The 20127-nt window shown below is 58.3% G+C and carries 18 protein-coding genes and 1 tRNA gene; 12 read left to right on the top strand and 7 right to left on the bottom strand.

What is annotated here, in order from left to right; translation table 11 throughout:
• Positions 1 to 22 precede the first annotated feature (22 nt).
• The 4 genes from ED655_RS14715 (at position 23) to ED655_RS14730 (ending at position 6689) form a co-directional block, all read left to right on the top strand.
• A complete protein-coding gene (locus ED655_RS14715) occupies positions 23 to 934 on the top strand; it encodes a glycosyltransferase family 9 protein (RefSeq protein ID WP_122050828.1) in 912 nt (303 codons plus the stop codon).
• Positions 935 to 973: 39 nt separating this feature from the next.
• Complete coding sequence (thrS, locus tag ED655_RS14720; protein ID WP_122050830.1) at positions 974 to 2908, top strand: threonine--tRNA ligase; 1935 nt, start codon at positions 974 to 976, stop codon at positions 2906 to 2908.
• A gap of 196 nt (positions 2909 to 3104) precedes the next feature.
• Complete coding sequence (gene infC / locus ED655_RS14725; protein ID WP_023979861.1) at positions 3105 to 3626, top strand: translation initiation factor IF-3; 522 nt, start codon at positions 3105 to 3107, stop codon at positions 3624 to 3626.
• Positions 3627 to 4295: 669 nt separating this feature from the next.
• Positions 4296 to 6689 carry a beta strand repeat-containing protein gene (locus ED655_RS14730; RefSeq protein ID WP_122050831.1) on the top strand — a complete coding sequence of 798 codons (2394 nt, stop codon included), beginning with the start codon at positions 4296 to 4298 and terminating at the stop codon, positions 6687 to 6689.
• Positions 6690 to 7122: 433 nt separating this feature from the next.
• Here ED655_RS14730 and ED655_RS14740 read toward each other — a convergent pair.
• From ED655_RS14740 to ED655_RS14755, 4 genes are all read right to left on the bottom strand, one after another.
• Positions 7123 to 7213 (bottom strand) — tRNA-Ser (locus tag ED655_RS14740).
• 17 nt (positions 7214 to 7230) lie between these two features.
• Positions 7231 to 7929: a phosphoribosylanthranilate isomerase gene (locus tag ED655_RS14745; RefSeq protein ID WP_122050834.1), complete on the bottom strand. Its 699-nt coding sequence runs from the start codon at positions 7927 to 7929 to the stop codon at positions 7231 to 7233.
• Positions 7926 to 8630 (bottom strand): orotidine-5'-phosphate decarboxylase, encoded by a 705-nt coding sequence (gene pyrF / locus ED655_RS14750; RefSeq protein ID WP_205836057.1) that lies wholly within the window; start codon positions 8628 to 8630, stop codon positions 7926 to 7928. Before pyrF ends, ED655_RS14745 begins: the two co-directional genes overlap by 4 nt.
• Positions 8631 to 8694: 64 nt before the next feature.
• Complete coding sequence (locus tag ED655_RS14755) at positions 8695 to 9039, bottom strand: LapA family protein (RefSeq protein ID WP_122050836.1); 345 nt, start codon at positions 9037 to 9039, stop codon at positions 8695 to 8697.
• A 177-nt stretch (positions 9040 to 9216) separates the two neighbouring features.
• Between ED655_RS14755 and ED655_RS14760 the strand changes: the two genes are divergently transcribed.
• The 6 genes from ED655_RS14760 (at position 9217) to ED655_RS14785 (ending at position 16331) form a co-directional block, all read left to right on the top strand.
• Positions 9217 to 9507 (top strand): hypothetical protein, encoded by a 291-nt coding sequence (locus ED655_RS14760; RefSeq protein ID WP_122050837.1) that lies wholly within the window; start codon positions 9217 to 9219, stop codon positions 9505 to 9507.
• 200 nt (positions 9508 to 9707) lie between these two features.
• Positions 9708 to 10208: a protein-export chaperone SecB gene (locus tag ED655_RS14765; protein WP_162993555.1), complete on the top strand. Its 501-nt coding sequence runs from the start codon at positions 9708 to 9710 to the stop codon at positions 10206 to 10208.
• Positions 10209 to 10242: 34 nt separating this feature from the next.
• On the top strand, positions 10243 to 13218 hold the full coding sequence (locus ED655_RS14770) for a glycosyltransferase (protein ID WP_122050840.1): 2976 nt from the start codon (positions 10243 to 10245) through the stop codon (positions 13216 to 13218).
• Positions 13211 to 14602 carry a M20/M25/M40 family metallo-hydrolase gene (locus ED655_RS14775; protein ID WP_122050842.1) on the top strand — a complete coding sequence of 464 codons (1392 nt, stop codon included), beginning with the start codon at positions 13211 to 13213 and terminating at the stop codon, positions 14600 to 14602. Before ED655_RS14770 ends, ED655_RS14775 begins: the two co-directional genes overlap by 8 nt.
• A 20-nt stretch (positions 14603 to 14622) precedes the next feature.
• The gene (gene pdxA / locus ED655_RS14780) at positions 14623 to 15603 is read left to right on the top strand and encodes a 4-hydroxythreonine-4-phosphate dehydrogenase PdxA (RefSeq protein WP_408735690.1); all 981 of its coding nucleotides are present in this window, start codon (positions 14623 to 14625) and stop codon (positions 15601 to 15603) included.
• Complete coding sequence (locus ED655_RS14785; protein ID WP_122050843.1) at positions 15600 to 16331, top strand: pyridoxine 5'-phosphate synthase; 732 nt, start codon at positions 15600 to 15602, stop codon at positions 16329 to 16331. Before pdxA ends, ED655_RS14785 begins: the two co-directional genes overlap by 4 nt.
• Here ED655_RS14785 and ED655_RS14790 read toward each other — a convergent pair.
• Positions 16312 to 16902: a hypothetical protein gene (locus tag ED655_RS14790; RefSeq protein ID WP_062165442.1), complete on the bottom strand. Its 591-nt coding sequence runs from the start codon at positions 16900 to 16902 to the stop codon at positions 16312 to 16314. The genes ED655_RS14785 and ED655_RS14790 overlap by 20 nt on opposite strands.
• A gap of 104 nt (positions 16903 to 17006) precedes the next feature.
• Positions 17007 to 17492, bottom strand: coding sequence for a hypothetical protein (locus ED655_RS14795; RefSeq protein WP_122050844.1), 486 nt, complete (start codon positions 17490 to 17492; stop codon positions 17007 to 17009).
• Between the two features lie 171 nt (positions 17493 to 17663).
• On the opposite strand from ED655_RS14795, the gene ED655_RS14800 reads away from it, so the two are divergent.
• Together ED655_RS14800 and ED655_RS14805 are read left to right on the top strand one after the other, a co-directional pair.
• On the top strand, positions 17664 to 17888 hold the full coding sequence (locus ED655_RS14800) for a DUF3126 family protein (RefSeq protein WP_023979848.1): 225 nt from the start codon (positions 17664 to 17666) through the stop codon (positions 17886 to 17888).
• A 397-nt stretch (positions 17889 to 18285) separates the two neighbouring features.
• Complete coding sequence (locus tag ED655_RS14805; protein ID WP_122050895.1) at positions 18286 to 19335, top strand: glycosyltransferase family 2 protein; 1050 nt, start codon at positions 18286 to 18288, stop codon at positions 19333 to 19335.
• A gap of 132 nt (positions 19336 to 19467) precedes the next feature.
• On the opposite strand, the gene ED655_RS14810 is transcribed toward ED655_RS14805, so the two are convergent.
• Entirely contained in the window at positions 19468 to 20025 is a 558-nt protein-coding gene (locus ED655_RS14810; protein WP_162993556.1) for a DUF2939 domain-containing protein, read from the bottom strand.
• Positions 20026 to 20127 lie beyond the last annotated feature (102 nt).

A 20127-nucleotide genomic window follows, 5' to 3' on the forward strand; every position in this document is an offset into this window, starting at 1 on the left:
CGCCCTCGGCTAGGATGGCCGGATGTTTCGTATACTCGTGATCAAGCTCGGCGCGCTGGGTGATTTCGTGCAGGCCTTCGCCCCTTTTGCCGCCATCAGGGCGCACTGGCCCGAGGCAGAGATCACCCTGCTGACCACCACGCTGTTTGCACCGCTGGCCAAGGCCAGCCCGTGGTTTGATCATGTGACCGTCGATGTGCGACCGCGCTGGTCGGACCTGCGTGGCATGATGGCCCTGCGTCGCACCCTGCGCGGGTATGATCTGGTGATTGATCTGCAGACATCAGGGCGCAGTACCCGGTATCAGCGTCTGGCCGGGCAGAAACGCTGGTGCGGGATTGCGCCGGACGGGGCATTTTTTCACGACAACCCCTATCGTGATGCCATGCACAGCGTAGCGCGACAGCGTGATCAGCTGGCACGGCTGGGTGTGTCTGAATTGTCCGGCACGGATCTGGAGTGGCTGGGGCGTGGTGGCCCCGATCTGCCTGCCCCCTATGCGGTCATCGTGCCGGGGGCGGCCCCTCACCGGCCCGCCAAACGCTGGCCAGCCAGCCATTATGCGGCTCTGGCGCATGAACTGCTCGCATCGGGCCTGCATGTCGTCATGATCGGCGCAGCCAGCGAATCCGGTCTAGCCGAAACGATCAAGGCTCAGGTGCCCGCCATGCTCGACCTGACAGGACAGACGGATCTGCTTTCGCTAGGGGGGATCTTCGCGCGCGCCGCTCTGGCGGTTGGTAATGATACAGGCCCGATGCATCTGGCGGCTGCGATGGGTTGCCGGTCTCTTGTTCTGTTTTCCGGTGAAAGTAACCCGCGTCTGACGGCGCCGGTTGGGTGTGCTCCAGGTCAGGTGCGTATTCTGGCCGTTGATGATCTGCGCAGGCTTGACGTTTCCAGGGTTGCGGCCTGCCTTAACTGGGGCCATTAGAACAGCTCAACTTATCTCTTACGCCAGGAGCGCATCTCCATGCCTGCCATTACCCTGCCCGATGGTTCCGTTCGCACGTTCGACGGTGCCACGACTGGCACGGCAGTCGCGGCTTCGATCGGTCCCGGTCTGGCGCGTGCTGCCGTTGCGATGAGCCTGAATGGCAAGCTGGTCGATCTCTCGACGGCCATTGCCGAGGATTCAGAGCTGCGCTTCATTACGCGCAAGGACGATATCGTTCTGGAGATGATCCGCCATGATACCGCCCATGTGCTGGCCGAAGCCGTGCAGGCGCTTTGGCCCGGCACGCAGGTGACGATTGGCCCTTCCATCAAGGACGGGTTCTATTACGATTTCTTCCGCAATCAGCCTTTCACACCCGAGGATTTCGAGGCGATCGAGGCCAAGATGCGCGAGATTATCGCGGCCAATGCGCCGTTCGAGCGTGAGGAATGGGATCGTGACGCCGCCATTGCCTTCTTCGAGGAGAAGGGTGAGCGCTTCAAGGCGGAGCTGATCCGCGATCTGCCCGAGAGCGAGACCATCTCGATCTATCGCCAAGGGGCATGGCTCGATCTGTGCCGTGGGCCGCATATGCGTGGCACTGGCGATATCGGCACGGCGTTCAAGCTCATGAAGGTGGCAGGCGCGTATTGGCGCGGCGACCATCGTAACCCCATGCTGACGCGTATCTACGGCACGGCCTGGCGCGACCAGAAGGAACTCGACGCCTATCTGCATCAGCTAGAGGAAGCCGAGAAGCGTGACCATCGCCGTATCGGCCGCGAGATGGATCTGTTCCATATCCAGGAAGAAGCGGTGGGGCAGATTTTCTGGCACGCCAAGGGCTGGCGTCTGTACACCGTGCTTCAGGACTATATGCGTCGTATCCAGACGCGCTATGGCTATGAGGAAGTGCGTACGCCGCAGCTGGTGGACCGTGCCCTGTGGGAAGCCTCGGGCCATTGGGACAAATATCGCGAGCACATGTTCATCGCGACGGTTGAGGATGAGGAAAAGACCCTCGCCCTCAAGCCCATGAACTGCCCCTGCCATGTGCAGATCTTCCGCCATGGGCTGCGCTCCTATCGCGAGCTGCCGCTGCGTATGGCGGAGTTCGGCGCGTGTCATCGTTACGAGCCCTCGGGAGCGCTGCATGGCATCATGCGTGTCCGTGGCTTCACGCAGGACGATGCGCATATCTTCTGCACCGAGGAACAGATTGCAGCCGAGACGGCGACGTTCGTTGCCATGCTCGATGAGGTCTATCGCGATCTGGGCTTCGAGAATTTCCGCGTGAAGTTCTCCGACCGTCCTGATGCGCGTGCGGGTGACGACGCAACCTGGGACAAGTCGGAAAAGGCGCTCAAGGAAGCCTGTGCATTAGCGGGTGTGACATTCGAGACCAATCCGGGCGAAGGCGCCTTCTATGGCCCGAAACTCGAATTCGTGCTGACGGATGCGATCGGTCGCGACTGGCAGTGCGGCACGTTGCAGGTCGATTTCATCCTGCCCGAGCGTCTGGATGCTTCCTATATCGGTGAGGACAGCGCGCGCCATCGCCCGGTGATGCTGCATCGTGCCATTCTCGGTAGCTTCGAGCGCTTCATCGGTATCCTGATCGAGCAGTTTGCCGGCAAGTTCCCGCTCTGGCTGGCCCCGACGCAGGTTGTGGTGGCAAGCATCGTGACGGATGCCGAGCCTTATGCGCAGGACGTGGCTGCAAAGCTGCGCCGCGCCGGGCTTCAGGTTGAGGTGGACGGGCGCAACGAGAAGATCAACGCGAAGATCCGCGAGCATTCGCTTGCCCGTGTTCCTGTCATCCTCGTCGTGGGGCGCCGTGAGGCGGAAGAAGGCAAGGTGGCCATGCGTCGTCTGGGCGGCGCAGCACAGGAAATTCTGGGCCTTGAGGAAGTGGTCACACTTCTGGGCGAAGAAGCCAAGGCACCCGATATGCAACGCTTGCAGGGCTGAAACGCAGCAGACAGACGCGAAAACCTTGCAATCCCGGTGCTTCGTGACTATGTCGGGGCACCGGCCTTCCCGCAAACAAGCCGTTAATTTCGTCACGCTAAGGTGATGAAATTTTTGGCCGGGTTGCGCGTATTGAAGTGCCGACAAGCACAAGATCTGAAAACGTCGACAGGAGACGACCATAGCTAGACCACCGATGCAGGCCGCACCCACCCGTGAAGGGCCCCGAGTTAACGAGGAAATCCGCGTTCCTCAGGTGCGCTTGATTGACGCCGACGGCGAAATGGCTGGCGTCATGACAACGCGCGATGCTCTTGCACGCGCCTATTCGGTCGGACTCGACCTTCTGGAAATCAGCCCGACGGCTGAGCCGCCGGTCGTCAAGATTCTCGACTACGGCAAGTTCAAATACGAACAGCAGAAGAAGAAGAACGAAGCGCGCAAAAAGCAGAAGGTCATCGAGATCAAGGAAGTCAAGGTGCGCCCCAGCACCAATGAAAATGACTACCAGGTGAAGCTGCGCGCCATGAATTCCTTCCTGGCTGAAGGCGACAAGGTCAAGGTTTCGCTGCGCTTCAAGGGGCGCGAAATGGCCCATCAGGAACTCGGCATCAAGATGCTTGAGCGCATCCGCACCGAGATGGAAGACAAGGCCAAGGTTGAGCAGATGCCCAAGCTTGAGAACCGTCAGATGATCATGGTGCTCGCACCACGCTAAGCAGATTCTCATCGAGAACATGTTTAAAAGACCCCGGCTTGTCCGGGGTTTTTTTTATCCCGCTTCCCTGGCTCCGGCCTCCCCTTTGAGGAGCAAGGTACAAGACGCATGGATGCCCCCTTCCGGGCCTGAACGCCCGCTATCCTTCTGTCATATGTTCTGTGCCCATACCTTGTGGGCGCCGTGCATCGACCCGAAGCGCGGTTGTGTCGCTCCAGTTCTCTTTCCGCTATGCGCAGGGAGTGCGATCTGGCCTGAGTCTCGTATCTGGCTGCGAGGATGCTCAGTAAAAATATTGGAAAGGACAGCATCTTTTCCTGCCCCTGCGGCAAGGGAGGAACCCATTTCATGGGTATATTGATAGTTGATAACGGCTCGAGATGCAGCTCTTAACGAAGTTTGACATCTGTAACAGTCAGATAGTGGAGGAATATGGGATTCTTCATTTTTTCTAGATTGGCGCACTAAGTCTTTATAGATAATTATAAAAGCGCAGACAGTAAACGCGGAATAATTCGTAGTTTCGTTCCCTTGCCGCGATGTATTTTAATATCACATTCTGGTGAGAAATTTGTCTGTGAATTAATGGAATTTAAATCTCCTGGGTGCAGACTGTAAAGCGCACGGGGCGTAGAGTTTATTTAACGAAACAAGAGGGTCAAATTAACGATGGGTACGAATGATACTGATACGACAACCTATGTATACAGTAACCCTAGTGTAAGCGGCCCCAATCTGCCGATGAATACGCAGCAGGTCGTTAATGGGCAGATTATCTATAACAGTTCCATGTCTGAGCTCAGTGGCGAGCAATCCCCTGACTGGGCTATCATCCAATGGAATCAGGCGACGGCCTTTGATCCGCTCACTGGTGATGACACCCGCGTTTGGGACAGTAATTTCGGCTATTCTGTCGGGCATTGGACGCAGGGCTCTGCGACATCTACAGCAGGCAAGACGAGCTACAACGTCTTCAAGGATCCGGATGACGGTCATTATATCTATCAGATGGCAGCTCAGGGCGGTCATCTGCTTGATGTTCAGCTCTCCGCAGTCAAGGCAGTTGATGGCCAGTACTCGTTCAACCATCAGATAACAGCGTCTCTCAAGCAGGGAATAAGCAATTATTCTGGCACAACTGGTGTCTATCAGGCCGGGATGAACTTCACGATCAATTATCATGGGCCATCCATGAGTTTTGGTATATTTCTTCAATTTGAAACGATTGATTACAAGGGGAAGCCACAAAGCTACGCTTCGATCACATCGACGATCGGTGGTTCTATTTATAACTTCACTGGTTCGCAGGCTGATTACATCAATCCTACTTTCGCCTCAAATAACGGCGTCATGTACCAGACGACCATCGACGTAAACCAGGGATTGATGGCTGCCATCAAGTCGATCGTTCGCCTCTACCCCAATATGGCCAGCGATCTTGAGAACCTGAGTAACTGGTACCTGAGCGGTAGTTATATCGGAGTCGAGACGATTGGTACCGGCCAGGCGACGGATGTGACCGGTAATTACAACGTCGAAGATCCGCTCATCACCTACGATACCAGCAAGAACGTCACTTATGCAGATCGTTCAACCACGGCAAAGGTCGTTTCGATCGTACCAGAAGATAACGCGTCAACGCAGATAACCAGCGAGGTCTCCATGCCCAATCTTGTCGTCAAGGGTGTCAACAACACTGTCTATGTGCCCTATAGCTCCAGCGACACGGCGGGCATGATGGCGAAAACCTATGCATCGAGCATCCAGACCATGCTCGCGGCAGGATCGCTTGATAACAGTATTCTCTCCACTGGCTCGAATGGCTATGTTTCTTCACAGAAGGCTTCGCAGGCCATTATCGACAGTGCCGGGACATACGGCGTATCGGGAAATTACACCCATATTGTTGTTGGATCGACTGACAGCAGCACACTGAATGGCAGTACGATACTTGATACGACACAGGATACTGCAAACTATATAAATATAGTTTCCGGCAACCAATATGGTTCCACCGTAAAGGTCGGTAACAGCTCGGGCAGTTTTGCGGGCACGCAGGGTAACAACGTCTTTAACGCTTCTGGATCCACGGGAAAGTGGAATATTGCGACTGGCGCAGGCAATGATACGATATATGGCGCGCAAGGCACGAACACCATTACGGGGGGAACCGGGAACAACCTGATCTATCTCGGTGGATCGAACAACTTCGTAAATTCGGTGGGTCAGGATACGATCTACGGCGCAGCCGGGGCGATCGATACTGTCTCGCTGCAGGGGGGGAATTCGACGGCACTCCTCAAGACGAATGCCGCGGTTATGGATTTCTCGAGCAACAACCGGATCACGGTGGCTGATAACAGCTCGGTTTACGGGGGTACTTCTTCCGTCGTGAATGTCAGCTCGGGCTCCGCAACCGTGACTGGCACCCAGGGCGACACAATCTCGGCCGTGGGCAATCTGCAGGTCGTGCATGGGAGTGACCAGACGATCAGTGTGGGAGGGGCACTCTCCTTTATCTCCGGTACCGGAAAAACTGCCATTTCAGCCGGGAGCGGGACGATCTATGGGGCTGACGGACTGACCGCAACACTGAGTTCCGCGTCACGCCTGCTTTTCACGGCAAACCAGCCCTATACGACCGGCGCCCAGAACATTGATGGGCGTAACGTTGCAGGTGGCCTTGCAGCCTGGACTGGTGCGGGACAGCAGACGGTGATTGGCGGCACGGCCTCCGACCAGTTCTATCTTGGTACGGCTTTCACCGGCTCCTCAGACACTGCGACTTCCGCCACGGTCACGGGCGGCTCCGGCGCCGGAAATCTTTTTGGTATGCTGAACAACCACACTGCTGGCACCTTCACCATTACAGACTTCCGGGCCGCTGCTAACAAGTTCTTCCTCTACAATTACAAGCCTTCTTCTGCCGATGCCGCCGCTCAGAGCATTTTGAATACGGCTACGGTATCGGGTGGAAATACGTCCGTCATGATCGACGGCAATGCCAAGGTAACCTTCCTCGGGGTTACTGATCTCAAGACCAGCGATTTCACCATCAGCTAAAATCTTCCCCCTTGCGGGGGAGTGTTGTGAGCGGGAAAACCTCTCCGAGGGGGACCCACAAGAGGGTGTTATCTCGAACTTCCCTGTGGGTGCCGCGCTTCTGAAGCGTGCCCAAGAGATCACCTGTTGAAGGGGCTGGTGTAGATGTATCCTCGCCGGCCGCTTTCCTGCGGGCGAGGCTGGCTGGCGTATCCCGCTGGTGTTGTTCGTAAAGCCGTATCATGAAACCATCGAGCATCCTCAGGGTGCGGATGCGGTGTCCAACGGTTCCAAAGCCATGACGTGCCTCCCGCTTCGGGAGCAATGGCTCTCTCGGGATGTGATCGTGCACTCTAATGGCGGCCTGGGGACATATCAGTGTCAGTCGCCTTGCGTCGGGGCGGGCTGAAGACCTGATGTGTCAAGGTCACCCTTGCGGTCATGTTTTGGGGGGTGGCGGAGAGAGTGGGATTCGAACCCACGGTACGCTATTAACGTACACACGCTTTCCAAGCGTGCGCCTTAAGCCGCTCGGCCATCTCTCCAGCGCGGGCGGACCATATCAGTTTCTATCGCGCGCGCAAGGGCCGCAATGCGGCGCACGGGCATTTTCGACGAAGTTTCGTATCAGAGTGGTTGATTTCCGGCCGGGCGCGGATTCAACGCCAGAGGACACATCGACGAAAGCTGCGCCACTCTCATCAATGGCTTGTCGGACATTGTCAGGGGTAAGGCCCCCGGCCAGCATCCAGGGCGCGGGAGCTTGCCAGTCACGAAGGACGCTCCAGTCCAGCCGCAGACCATTGCCACCGGGGTTGGCAGCAGAGGCAGGCGCGCGAGGTTCGATTACAAATCCGTCCAGATCGCGGCTTGTAGGGAGATCATTGCGCGTGGTGACCGGGCATGAGAGCCAGACGGGTCGACCAAATTTCTGCCTAAGGCTGCGTGCACGATCTGGCGTGTCATAAACCTGCAGGATATCGAGGTTGCAACTGGCCAGGGTTTCCGCGATAGCGTCATCGGTGGCTCTGACGAAAAGACCGACGACCGCGGGGCGAATGGCCCTATCCTGCTCAAGAAGGGCCGCTGCCTGATCAGGTGTGACATGGCGGGGTGAGCGATCGAAGAAAACGAGGCCTATCCAGTTGGCCCCTGCCGCACTTGCTGCCTGGAGCGCAGAAGCATCAGTGATCCCGCAAATCTTCACGCCAACCTGATCTGCTTCGGCTCGGAGGTTTCCCTGCGTGGCCGCAGTTCTCATGCTGAAGCCAGCTCGGCCTGAATGGCAGCGGCAGCAGCGGCCGGGTCGGCGGCCTGGGTGATGGGGCGACCTACCACAATCCAGTCTGCGCCTGCCTGCGCCGCCTGACGAGGTGTCATGATGCGTTTCTGGTCATTGGCGTCTGCCCCTGCAGGGCGGATGCCGGGCACGACCAGAACGGGTGCGTCACCCAGCGCATCACGCAGAGGGGCGATTTCCTCGGCCGAGCAGACGAGGCCGTCCGCCCCTGCCGTCATGGCCAGACGCCCAAGACGCACCACCTGCTCGCGAGGCGTGGCGGGCACACCGATCTCACGCAGGGCTGCCTCATCGATGCTGGTCAGAACAGTCACGGCGAGCAACACTGGCCGATGCAACGGCGGGTAGCTCGCGTCGATTGCCTGTCTTGCCGCCGTGATCATGGCAGCACCACCGCTGGCATGGATCGTCAGAAGCGACGCCCCGATCGGGGCGAGGCTGCTCAGGCCTTTGGCAACTGTATTTGGGATGTCATGCAGTTTGAGATCGAGGAAAAGCGGATTGCGACCTGCGACCTCACGCAGGGCGGAAAAACCCTGGGCATAGGTGAATTCCATACCAAGCTTGATCGCATCGACATGACCATCGAGCGCGCTCGCCCAGTGACGTGCCTGGTCGAGGCTCTGGGTGTCGAGGGCGGCGATCAGGCGGGTACGTTTCATGAAAATGTCTCGATACAGGGGCTTGGAATGGGGCAGGCCGTCCGGATGGGGAGGCCTGGTCAAATCAGGGGGCAGGCGGAACGGTGCTGGTCTGGGTCTCGTAGGGCGCGCGGCTCGGGTCGGTTGCGATTGTCAGGCGGTCAATACGCTGGTGAAGGTCAAGCACCTGCGTTTCAAGGGCACGCACCTGCTGCTCGGCCTTGCGGGCTCTTGAGCGCTGCTTGATCTCGCCGATGAACATCACGAAACCGCCAATGAGGAAGCTGGCAGCGCCTACGCCCAGAACCAGCATCCCGACCGAGAACTGCCAGCCATAGGAAACAATCCACAGAGGCTGTGCATCGGGGTTGCTCAAAGCAAAAGTGATGAGAACAACAAGAAAAACGACGATAACGAGCAGGCGAACCATCACAAAGACCCCTTATTTCCGGGTGGCGACGCAAGAATATCGTGCCGCGCATTCATCGTATCGCCTTAGCCCGGGTTCCTGCCAGCGGCAAGGTTTGTTGCTTTTTCTTGACCCGGGGCCAGATGGCATGGTGGCGTGGCAGGCCGTGCATGGTCCTGAGCGAGGCTTTACCCAATCATGTCCCAGCTTATCACCTTCCGCCCGCCTCTTCCCAATACGGACCGGCTATGGGCTGTCATGGCCTGGCAGGGGCGACGCAGCCGTATCGCCAACGTGCATGCCACACGCGAAGCCGCTCAGGCTGATTGCGAGTGGCGCAGCCGACAGGTCCATGAATACCGGCATTTCCTGGCCTCGGAGCAAAAGGCTCCTTTACGCTACGATGTGCGGTCGATCGGCCGAGCCGAGTTGCCTCGCAGCTGGTCGCCCCTGCCGGCACTGGGGTTCCTGCGTGGCCAGTCTTTCTGAGAAGGGCAGGCCATGTCTGGCAAGGGGCGGCACAGGAGATTTGCAGCGTTGGATGCATGGTCTGTTTTAAAACATGACCAGAACCCTGGTTTGACGTGCCTCATCTGGTCTTGATCGCCAAGTCATGACAGAAGCACTGGCGGACTATGCTTGTTGTTGGCAAGCATAGACATCGAAAGATATCAAAGGAACGGGATACCATGTCAAAAAGCGAAAGCAGGGAGCCGTCCGGACGTGCAGATCAGGCCGTCCTGGAGACATTGCTTGTCTCCGGAACACAGTATCTGAAATCCTCCACGATTGCCTCGATTGGTACCCCAGAGGTTTTTTTCAGCCTTCCGGCCAGGCCGCATATCGGATTGCGCATTGATGTGAACGCGCGTCAGCTGGCCGAGGATCAACCAAATTTCGAGGTGACCCTGGTACTCCAGGGGGTGGGGTATCGTACGGCACCAACCCCCGACGCGCCTGAACCCGAGACGCTGTACAAGATCGAACTGGCCTATTCCGGTCTGTTTACTGTCCAGAATGCGCGCCCTGACCAGCTTGAAGAACTGCTTCTGGTCGAGGCGCCGCGTCGGCTCTTTCCTGCTGCGCGACATGTTCTGTTGAGTCTGATTCGGGAGGCCGGTTTCCCGGTGGTCAATATTCAGCCCGTGGATTTTCATGCGCTTATGCTGAGTCGTCGTGCCCAATCCTAAACTTTATACGCCCTGAAAAGACCGGACCGGAACGATGACACAGATCACCAATATTCTCGCTGCGATCGGACCAGGTGACGAACCTCGTGCCAGTGTCCCGCTCTGGGCGGTGTTCGATCCGGGGTGGTATCGTGAACGCTATCGAGAGGCTGTCATCGGCATGACCGGCAGTTTGCCGGATGATCGGGGACTCTATGAGTTCTGGCTGCGTGACGGGGCACGTTATGCGCACTCACCCAACCGTTATTTCGATGAGATATGGTATCGTAGGGCCCATCTCGATGTGGAAAACGGGATCAGGATGGGTGTGTTCGATTCCGGATTTCAGCATTATTGCGAGACTGGTCATCGTGGCCGCTCCTGCCACTGGCTGTTTTCCGAGAGTAACTATTTTGGACTGAACCCCGATCTGACCCCCGCTCTCGTGCGGCAGATGGGCTATGCCAACGGGTACGACCATTACCTGTCAATCGGGCAGCAGGAGCGTCGCGTCAGCTCGGCGTTCTTCGTGCCTGACGTTTTGCGCACCGAGATTTTTCAGAGACGTCTGCCCCATGACCTCGGGGAAGGAGAGTTCTCCCGGGTCTTGCTGGGTCCTGATGTCACAGCCCTGCGTACCTCCTGGTATTTCGATCCGGTATGGTACCTGGAACAATATCCCGCAGTGAGCACACTGATTGCACAGAAGGAATATGCTTCTGCGCTGCATCACTATCTGTCGAACGAGGATCCTACGGCTTTCTGCCCGAATCCCTATTTCGATGAGGCCTTTTATCTCACGCGTTATGACGATGTGAATGAGCAGGTGCGGGCCCGCGCCTTGCGCAACGGCTACGAGCATTTCGTGCATCATGGCGTTTTTGAGGGACGCAGCCCGTGCGAGACGATCTCCCTTCCTCCCCTTTGCCGTGACGGCGACATGCCGGGCTGGCGGGATATTTGCGACAATGCTTTCGTGCAGATCGTAAAGCAGGCAGGCGAGACCGGTGAGAGTGAGCCATTCGAACTGCCTTCGTTGCGTGCGTTGGCTGCGTTGCAGGCAATGCGCGGTGAGACGCTTATGCCGCTTGTTTCCCGTACACCGCTTGATTTTCGCTATGTGGGTCCGCCGCGCCTGAGCGTCATTATCAACGCGCCTGATACGTTTCTTGATCTGGTGCAAACGCTCGCGTCACTTCATTCGGCCAATTGTGGTTCGATGCAGGTCATTCTGCTCAGTGGTCATGCGCGTGACGAAACAGCCAATATCAACCGCTATGCTTACGGTGTCGAAGTAATCGCGTCGGGGAAGCTCAACCTGCAGGGTGGCTGGCTCAGGGCCGGCTTGGCGATAGCTGCCCCGAAGGTGCTTCTGATTGATTCTGGAACCACGCTGTTCGCGGGTGCACTTGAGGCTGCAATGATGCGGCTTGAACAGACAGACGTTATTGCGGTTGCTCCCCAGGTTCTGGGGCTTGATCTGCGTGTGGTCGAGGCCGGGCTCTCAGTCACCAGGGATGGCCACTGCATTGCATATGGCGAGGGGGCAGAGGCATTCTCGCCAGGCGTTGACTTCGTTCGTCCGTGCGATGGTGCAGGGGGCGGAGCTCTTCTGTGCCGGTCGGACGCTCTGCGGGCTGTTCCCGTACCTGATGACGCCCTCGTCAAGCTTCGTATCGCGACACACATATGGGCGGCACTGTCTCTTTCCCTGCGCCAGACCCTGCGTACAGGCCAGATCAGATACGACCCGGATTTTCTGATCAGTGTTGCCCCGCGTGAGCCGGCAGGTACCACGTTGGCCGCGCAGGAAACCCTTGTGCTGCGCCGTCACTTCGCCGAAGTGCTGCGCGGAAATCTGCCCCATCGGCCCGCGGATCCCGGCGTGTTGCACAAGCCAGCTCGCTGGGGGCAGCGTATTCTTGTCATCAAGCGTGCAATTCCCGCGGAGCAGTTCGCGCAGCGGGCACGCCTGCATTCCCTGTGCAGAAACCTGGTGGCGTATCGCCAGCAGGTGACAGTTTTCGCACTGGACGAGCACAGCCTGCGTACTGACAGGGGCAGAGCCATGCTGCCGGACGAGGTTGAATATCTGCGTGGCGGGGTGGACGAACTCGGACAGTTGTTCGAGCAGCGTCCTCGCGGTTTTGACAGGATCTGGATCATGGGGGGGCATACGCTCAACATGATATTCGATCTCTGCAACGAGAAGGCGGCATTGCTGCCAGAAGAGGGGCTTATTCTCGACCTTCGTTGGCTTGAAGCGGTTGAAGCCCGGTGCGATGCCCGCAAGGTGCAGGCTGTGCCCGAGGCGAATGATAGCGATGGGTGCATTGATCTGTTTGCTATCGAAGCAGGCAATGCCTGGTTCTGCCAGGATATCGTCGTGGCCGATGCGATCCAGGCCGGGATACTGGGTGAGGTGGGTGTTACCGGTGTGACAATCCTGGGTGATGACCTGCCGTCACAGGAAAGCCCGGATTTCGACCGCAGGCATGATCTTCTTTTTGCTGCGCAGCCCGCGCTGGTTGCAGGCTACAGTGCGGCTTTTCTCAAATGGTTCGTGCGCAGTGTGATGACGCGTCTCAACGGACGTTTGTCGGAGCCGGTCCGGCTCATTCTGGCCTGCGAAACAACGCAGTCCTACGAGCTTGCCATGATCACGCACCATCAGAATGTTGCACCGCTTCTGGCTGGCCAGTCTGATTTTCAGGATCTTGCGGCTCAATGTCGCCTCATAGTTGCCCCCGACATCTGCGAGGGGCAGGTTGCATACGAGCGTATGAGCGCAGGGGCTTGTGGGCTACCCGCCGTCACCGGGGGAAATCAGCCGCTTGCCGGGGCGCAAATTGCCGCGCTCGACCCTGATGCATTTGCAGAGGCGATTGTCACCCTTTATCAGGATCGGAAGACATGGCAGCGTCTGTCTGATGAGGCGAGGCAGCAGGCACGAGTGATGACGACCGTCTATCGCGAGACGCTTGCCTCCTTGTTGCGACAGAGCTTGGTAAAGGAAGAGATGCGTGACTGACAGCACGGCAGCGGTATTGCAGCAGGTCGACCGGGATCTGGAAAAAAGTCTGGATCGTCTTTTTGCCTTCCTGCGCATACCGAGTGTTTCGGCCCAGCCGAAACATGCTGCCGATTGCAGGGCCGCCGCCGAATGGCTGCGTGAGGAGCTCTCAGCCCTCGGGTTCGATGCCAGCGTGCGTGAAACAGCCGGGCACCCGATGGTTGTGGGTCATGAGCAGACAGCGTCATCCGGCCCGCATGTGCTGTTTTATGGCCATTATGACGTTCAGCCCACGGACCCGCTCAATCTGTGGAAGAGTGATCCCTTTGACCCCGCCATTGTGACAGAGGCCGATGGCCGCAAGATCATCGTGGCGCGTGGTGCATCCGACGATAAGGGACAGCTGCTCACCTTCATCGAAGCCTGCCGTGCCTGGAGAGCGATCAAGGGCGATCTGCCGTTGAAGATCTCGATCCTGATCGAGGGTGAGGAAGAAAGCGGCGGAGCCAATCTGATGCCGTTCCTCAAGGCCAATGCCGCAGAGCTCAAGGCCGATGTGGCGCTGATTTGCGACACCGGCATGCCCGATCGGCGCACACCGGCGATCACGACGGGGCTGCGTGGGCTGGTTGGTGAGGAAGTGGTGATCGACTGCGCCACGCATGACCTTCATTCAGGCATGTTCGGCAATGCAGCGCGCAATCCCATCGAACTGCTCTGCAAGGCACTTGGCAGTGTGCGTGACGACAAGGGCCGTGTGACGCTTCCCGGGTTCTATGATGGGGTGGTTGCGCCGTCCGACACGGTTCGCGCGCAGTGGCGAGCCATTTTCCCGGATGACGCGGCGACACTTGGCCCGGTGGGGCTGTCGAGCGCTGCCGGTGAGGATGGCTTTACGGCCATCGAGCAGATCTGGGCCCGGCCAAGCTATGAGATCAACGGCATTTCGGGCGGGTATGAGGGTGATGGTTTCAAGACCGTGCTCCCGGCTCGTGCCATGGCGAAGGTTTCGTTCCGTCTGGTACCGGGGCAGAACCCGGAGCGCGTCCGTGAGGCGTTCCGCGCCCATGTCCGATCCGTCCTGCCGGTAGATGCCAAGGTCAGCTTTGCCGAGCATGGTGCATCGAGCGGCTTTGCCGTGCCGGAAGAGGGGCCATTTCTGAAAACTGCCCTGGCCGCGCTGGGCGAGGAATGGGGTGTTCCTGCCGTATCGATCGGCTGCGGTGGATCGATCCCTGTTGTTGCCGAGGTCAAGGAAGCGCTCGACATGGACTCGCTCCTTGTCGGGTTTGCCCAGGATGACGATCGTATCCACTCGCCCAACGAGCAATATGGTGTCGAATCCTTCCATAAGGGAATTCGCTCCTGGGTTCGTATTCTGGATGCCTTTTCCACCAAGTGACCCTTGAGGGGGGCATGATGCTGCCTGCACTCACGATGGGCGATCCTGCCGGGATCGGCCCTGAATTGACCGTCAAGGCCTGGGAGCAGCTTAGGACACAAGGCGAGGGGTTCCTGTGGATTGGTGATCCGGCTCTGATCGAGGGGATTCCCACGCAGATCGTGGACGAACCTGAGCAGGCAGAGGCGGTATTCCCCCATGCCCTGCCTGTTCTGCCCGTGTATCTTCCCGGCCCTGTCGTTCCGGGTCGGCCAGATTCCGCAATGGCAGGTCAGGTGATCGCCTCGATCGAGCGCGCTACCCGGCTGGCGCTTGAGGGGCGCGTTAGCGCCGTCGTGACCAATCCGATCAGCAAGGTGGTGCTGAAAGCTGCCGGTTTCGGCTTTCCGGGTCATACCGAATTCCTGGCCTCGCTTTGCGGCGTGCCGGGTAAGGAAATCATGATGCTGGCCTCGCCACAGCTGCGTGTGGTGCCGGTCACGGTGCATGTCAGCCTGCGCGAGGCGCTGGACAGTCTGACGACGGATAAAATCGTGCAGGTTGGCAAGGCACTTGCTCAGGCTTTGCGCCGTGACTTCGGGTTTGAGGCGCCACGTATTGCCGTGGCTGGCCTGAACCCTCATGCGGGTGAGGGCGGGGTGATGGGCCTGGAAGAACAGGTCATGATCGAGCCGGCCATCAGGATTCTGCGCGAAGCTGGCATTGATGCCAGCGGTCCGTATCCGCCCGATACGCTTTTCATGGATCTTGCACGGCCACTCTATGACGCGGCGCTGTGCATGTATCACGATCAGGCGCTGATACCGCTCAAGACGCTCGACATGGCCAGCGGTGTGAATGTGACACTGGGTCTGCCCATTGTCAGGACATCGCCCGACCACGGGACAGCCTTTGCGATTGCAGGCAAAAACAGGGCCGATCCGACGAGCCTGCTTTCAGCCTTGCGTCTTGCGCGTGATCTTGGCGCGAGATGTGCCTCAGGCAAGGAAAAAAGACCATGATCCGACTTGGCGTGAATATCGATCACGTGGCGACCGTCCGTAATGCCCGGGGTGGCACGCATCCTGATCCGGTCGGGGCAGCCCTGCTGGCAGCCATGCATGGCGCTGACGGCATTACGGCGCATCTCCGCGAGGACCGGCGCCACATACGTGATGAAGACATGCAGAGGCTGCGTCGTGAACTGACCGTGCCGCTCAATTTCGAAATGGGCGCGACGGAAGAAATGGTTGGTATGGCCTGCGCCTTGCGCCCTCATGCCTGTTGTCTTGTGCCCGAGCGACGCGAGGAAGTGACGACCGAAGGCGGCCTCGACGTGGCAGGTCAGATGAATGACTTACGCGGCAAGGTGGCGCGGCTGAGAGACGCCGGTATCCGTGTTTCGCTCTTCGTGGACCCTGACCCTGTCCAGATCGAGGCTGCGGCCGCAATTGGTGGACAGGTGGTGGAATTGCACACCGGCGCTTATGCCCATGACGACGGCGAGGCAGAGTTCCGGAGGCTTTTTGAAGGTGCGCAGGCCGCCACTGCGAGCGGGCTGGAGCTTCATGCCGGTCATGGGCTCACTTACGCCAATGTGGGACGAGTGGCGGGTCTGCCCGGGCTGAAAGAGCTCAACATCGGACATTTCCTGATTGGCGAGGCAATCTTCAGCGGCTTGCCCGCCGCGATTGCCCGCATGAAGCAGGAAATCGCAACCGGTGCGCTGTTCAGGGCCGTGGTACGATAACCGGCTTCGATTTGTCGGTATAGTTCGGCACGGTCTCGCCGGACTGCTTGTTGTAGGTCGCGGTCGTGCTCTGATTGGGCGCTGCAGGCGAATGGAACGCGGAGACAGGTCCAAACGGACCCCCGCTGACCTTGCGCATGCTGGCCTCGGGTTGTCTGGCGCACCCACGGGTAATGATCGAGCAGATACCGTCGGAGCCGATGATCTCGTCATCATCACCAGCATAATGGACCTCGGAGACCCGGTCATGGTCGAGGCGTATGATCGCCTTGCACGTCGTGCCAGCCCCGCCTAGCGTAACCTGCGTCATGTTCAAGAGCTGTTGAACCGGGATGATGGTTGAATCGCTTGCCGTGGGCAAATTCATGGTCGCAGTATACTGGTAGATCTGCGTGGTGTCGTTCAGGGTCTTGGTTGATGCCGGAATGCCCGCACAGGCCTGAAGATCGTTCGATGTCATGCCGATCATGGCAAGCTGTGCCCTGTGGGCTTCGCGTGAGTCGAAATAGCCGCAGCCAGTGAGGCCCACGAGCGGTAGAACGCCGAGGGCGAGACGCAGGGTGGAAGTCAAAGATTTTCCTCGATGCGAAAAGGGAGCAGGGAACCCATGAGGGTTTCGTTATGACAACAGAACTTGAGGGAAGAAGTTCTGTGTGCCTGCTCAAGCCATGCGTTTCAATGCCTGGAATGTAACCTTAACGCATTTAAACAAGACTCGCGTTGCAAGGCATAAACGATGTCATGAGTCGCGGTAACCATGGGTGCAACCTGATGCTTCCAACGTGCCTCACCACCCCCGCATATGGCGTGCCCCGAATAAGGGCTGTGAGACACCGGTGATAGCACAGCAAGTCCGGAAAGAGCGTCATTCTGCAATCTTGCCCGTAGGGCATGCTGCATGGCGGATCGCTCGAACCGGGGTGTGTAATCAAGAAGCGCGCGCAGCGTCGCCGAGCTCAGCGCTGGATCATTCGTCGCGACATTCTGTTCCACCTTGGCCCAGTCGTGATTGAGCGTGAGCGACCACGCCGCAGCACGGGGGCCGTCACTGGAAATCTGCCGTGACAGCGCTGATCCGAAATGAGGCGGCACGCCGGCAGCGAGGCTCGACCCGGCCGGAGCAAACACGAGAAGCGCAAAGGCAAAGAGGATGCGACGCATGGTTCTCCCTGTCTTGGAAATCCCAGATCAATGACGAAGGCGTGAAGCGTGCCGATGAATCATGGCAGCATCGTGGCCCAATCCGTAACTTTGGATAGACGTTAAAGGTGGTTTCACAGGGGGGCGGGATGTTCTACAGATCGCACAACCTGCCAAATTCCAGGAGTTATCATGGCTGCTATTTCTGCTTCGGAGCTGTCCCGTCTGCAAACGACCCTGCGTCGTCTGCTCGGTTCCCAGCAACTGACGATCAATGCCCCGGCACGCGCTGGCCATACGGTTGAGCTGGCCGTCAATGGCGAGGTGATCGGCACCGTGCACCGGGATGATGACGAAGGCGAGGTCTCCTATGCCATTCACATCACCGTCCTTGAGGAAGATCTCCCTCCGGCCTGACGGAAGACGTTGCGCCGGGCATCTACCTGTCTTTCTGCAAGATTACGCATGAAAGACAGGCCGGGCACGACCTCTCCTGACATGCAGGCAGACGCGAGGCCACGCCCCTTCCGAAAGATGCTGGATCACTCCCGGAGCGTATGAGGGCGATGCTCAGAGGGTGGTGACGGCCGACATCTCCCTGCCTCAGTTTGGCCTCTGTCCCCATTCACATTATGCACAATGTTGGAATCATCGGGAGCAGGGTTCCCGGCGAGGGCAGCGCCTTCACGATCTGTGTGCATGAGAAACGCGGATTGGGGTAGCGTATGTGCATCCAGATTACGGAGCCGGGCGCTATGCCGTCATGCGCTTGCGTAGCAATGTACGAGCCTGGAAAATCAAGGATCGTTTGTCCATGGCCGATGCAAGGCTGAACTCTGTCGCCGTTATTATTCCTTTCTATAATGGCTCGAAATACATTGATCGGGCGATACAAAGCGTTCTGTCACAGACCATTCCCGCCGATGAGTTTCTGATCATCGATGATGGATCAAGCGAGTCGGAGCGCATCGCCCTGGCTGAAATCGCTGCGAAATCCGGTGTCACGGTGCATCGCAAGGAGAATGGCGGGCAGGGAAGTGCACGCAATCTGGGCGTATCGCTCACACAGTCGGCCTATATCTGCTTTCTCGATCAGGACGACTTTTTCCTGAAAAACCATATCGAACTGCTGCTCGAACAGGTCAGGACGAAAGACCCCCATTTTGGCTGGGCCTATGGTGAATTGATGGAGGCCGATGAGGAGGGGCATATTGTCGCCACCTCGATCGCCGCGCGCTACAGCAAGCACCCCAAGATCTCGATCGAGGATCTGCTTGAGCGTGACATGCATGTCCTGCCTTCAGCCTCGATCATCAGCCGTGCCGCGTTCGAGGCCGTGGGCGGCTTTGATCCTCAGTTCATGGGTTATGAGGATGACGATCTTTTCCTGCGGATTTTCCGCAAGGGCTATACAAACTACTTCTTCCCGCAAGCTGTGACCGTCTGGTGCATCAACAAGAACAGCACCTCTTACAGCATCCGCATGAGCCGCAGCCGTATGCGCTATATCAGCAAGCTCTGCGGGATGTTCGACTCCGATCCTGAGCGACGCAGCGTGTATGTGCGTGATCTGATCTTTCCGCGCTTTTGCAATCTGATCGCCGGAGAGGCTTTCAAGTCGATCTATTTTTCGCGCTACGAGCACGAAAAGCGCATGGCGCAGTATAGTGACGAACTGGTGGGGATGCTCGATACCTTCGCATCCCTGGTGGCAGCCAATACGCGGCTGCGCCTTGAGGACCGTCTCAAGCTGCGGCTCTATCTGCTGTGCCTGAGACAAAGGTCGCGCCGTATGCTGGTCGTGCCCTATACGATTGCCCGTGTTCTGCGCCGTCTCGGTCTGGGTTTTCGCGCTAGGCGGTGATCCCGCTGACGTATGGGAAGTCGCCATTTTGGGTTTGGTGGCGTGCTGAGCGCGATAAGACGGCCACTCGGCGGTGTCAGGCACAGCGCACCCTTACTTGCCGCCGGTAAAACCGCGGCAGCGCAGAGGGCGTCAGGCTGCCTTGGGAAGATCCAACTGGGTGATCTTCCAGTGCCACTGCTCGAATTTCATATGCACAATGGCCGGTTTCTGACCAGGCGTCGTGACGAGTCCGGCTTCAAAGCGCAGAGGCGACACGAAATGAGCCGAAAGTCTGCTGTAAAGTTCGCTCATGCTCAGGGAAGCCGCAGGCTGGTGTCCTGTGACCATTTGGGAGGCGAAGGTCATGAGCAACTCAGGCGTCAGACGTGTATCAATCGCATGCGAGACAGCACTGGTGGCGAAGGATGAGCCGAAATCCGGCAGATCGTCAGAAGCTGGCGGTGGTCCGATCAGCGCATCGATCGCCTCGGTTTTCAGGCTGGTCGTCAGCGCACTCCAGTCGATATGCTGGGCAAGGGTCGTCGTGTCATGCGTGCGCAGGGCAGAGGAGAGCGACCAAAGCGCCAGATAAGGCGAGAGCGCATAGATGCAGACAACGGCAACCATCAGGGCGCCAGCAATATGAGGCAGCTTCCTGCTGGATGGCCATGACAGCCTGTCCGGGAACGTTGCGAGTTCTACGGGCATTCCTGCCGGGGGCAATCCTGCGGGGTCTCTCATTTCTTTTCTCTGCAACTGGCGAAAGGGACGTGAACACGCAGCCTATGCGTGCCTTTATCGATCAAGCCG

Source organism: Asaia bogorensis, from assembly GCF_900465345.1.
Classification (GTDB): domain Bacteria; phylum Pseudomonadota; class Alphaproteobacteria; order Acetobacterales; family Acetobacteraceae; genus Asaia; species Asaia bogorensis_A.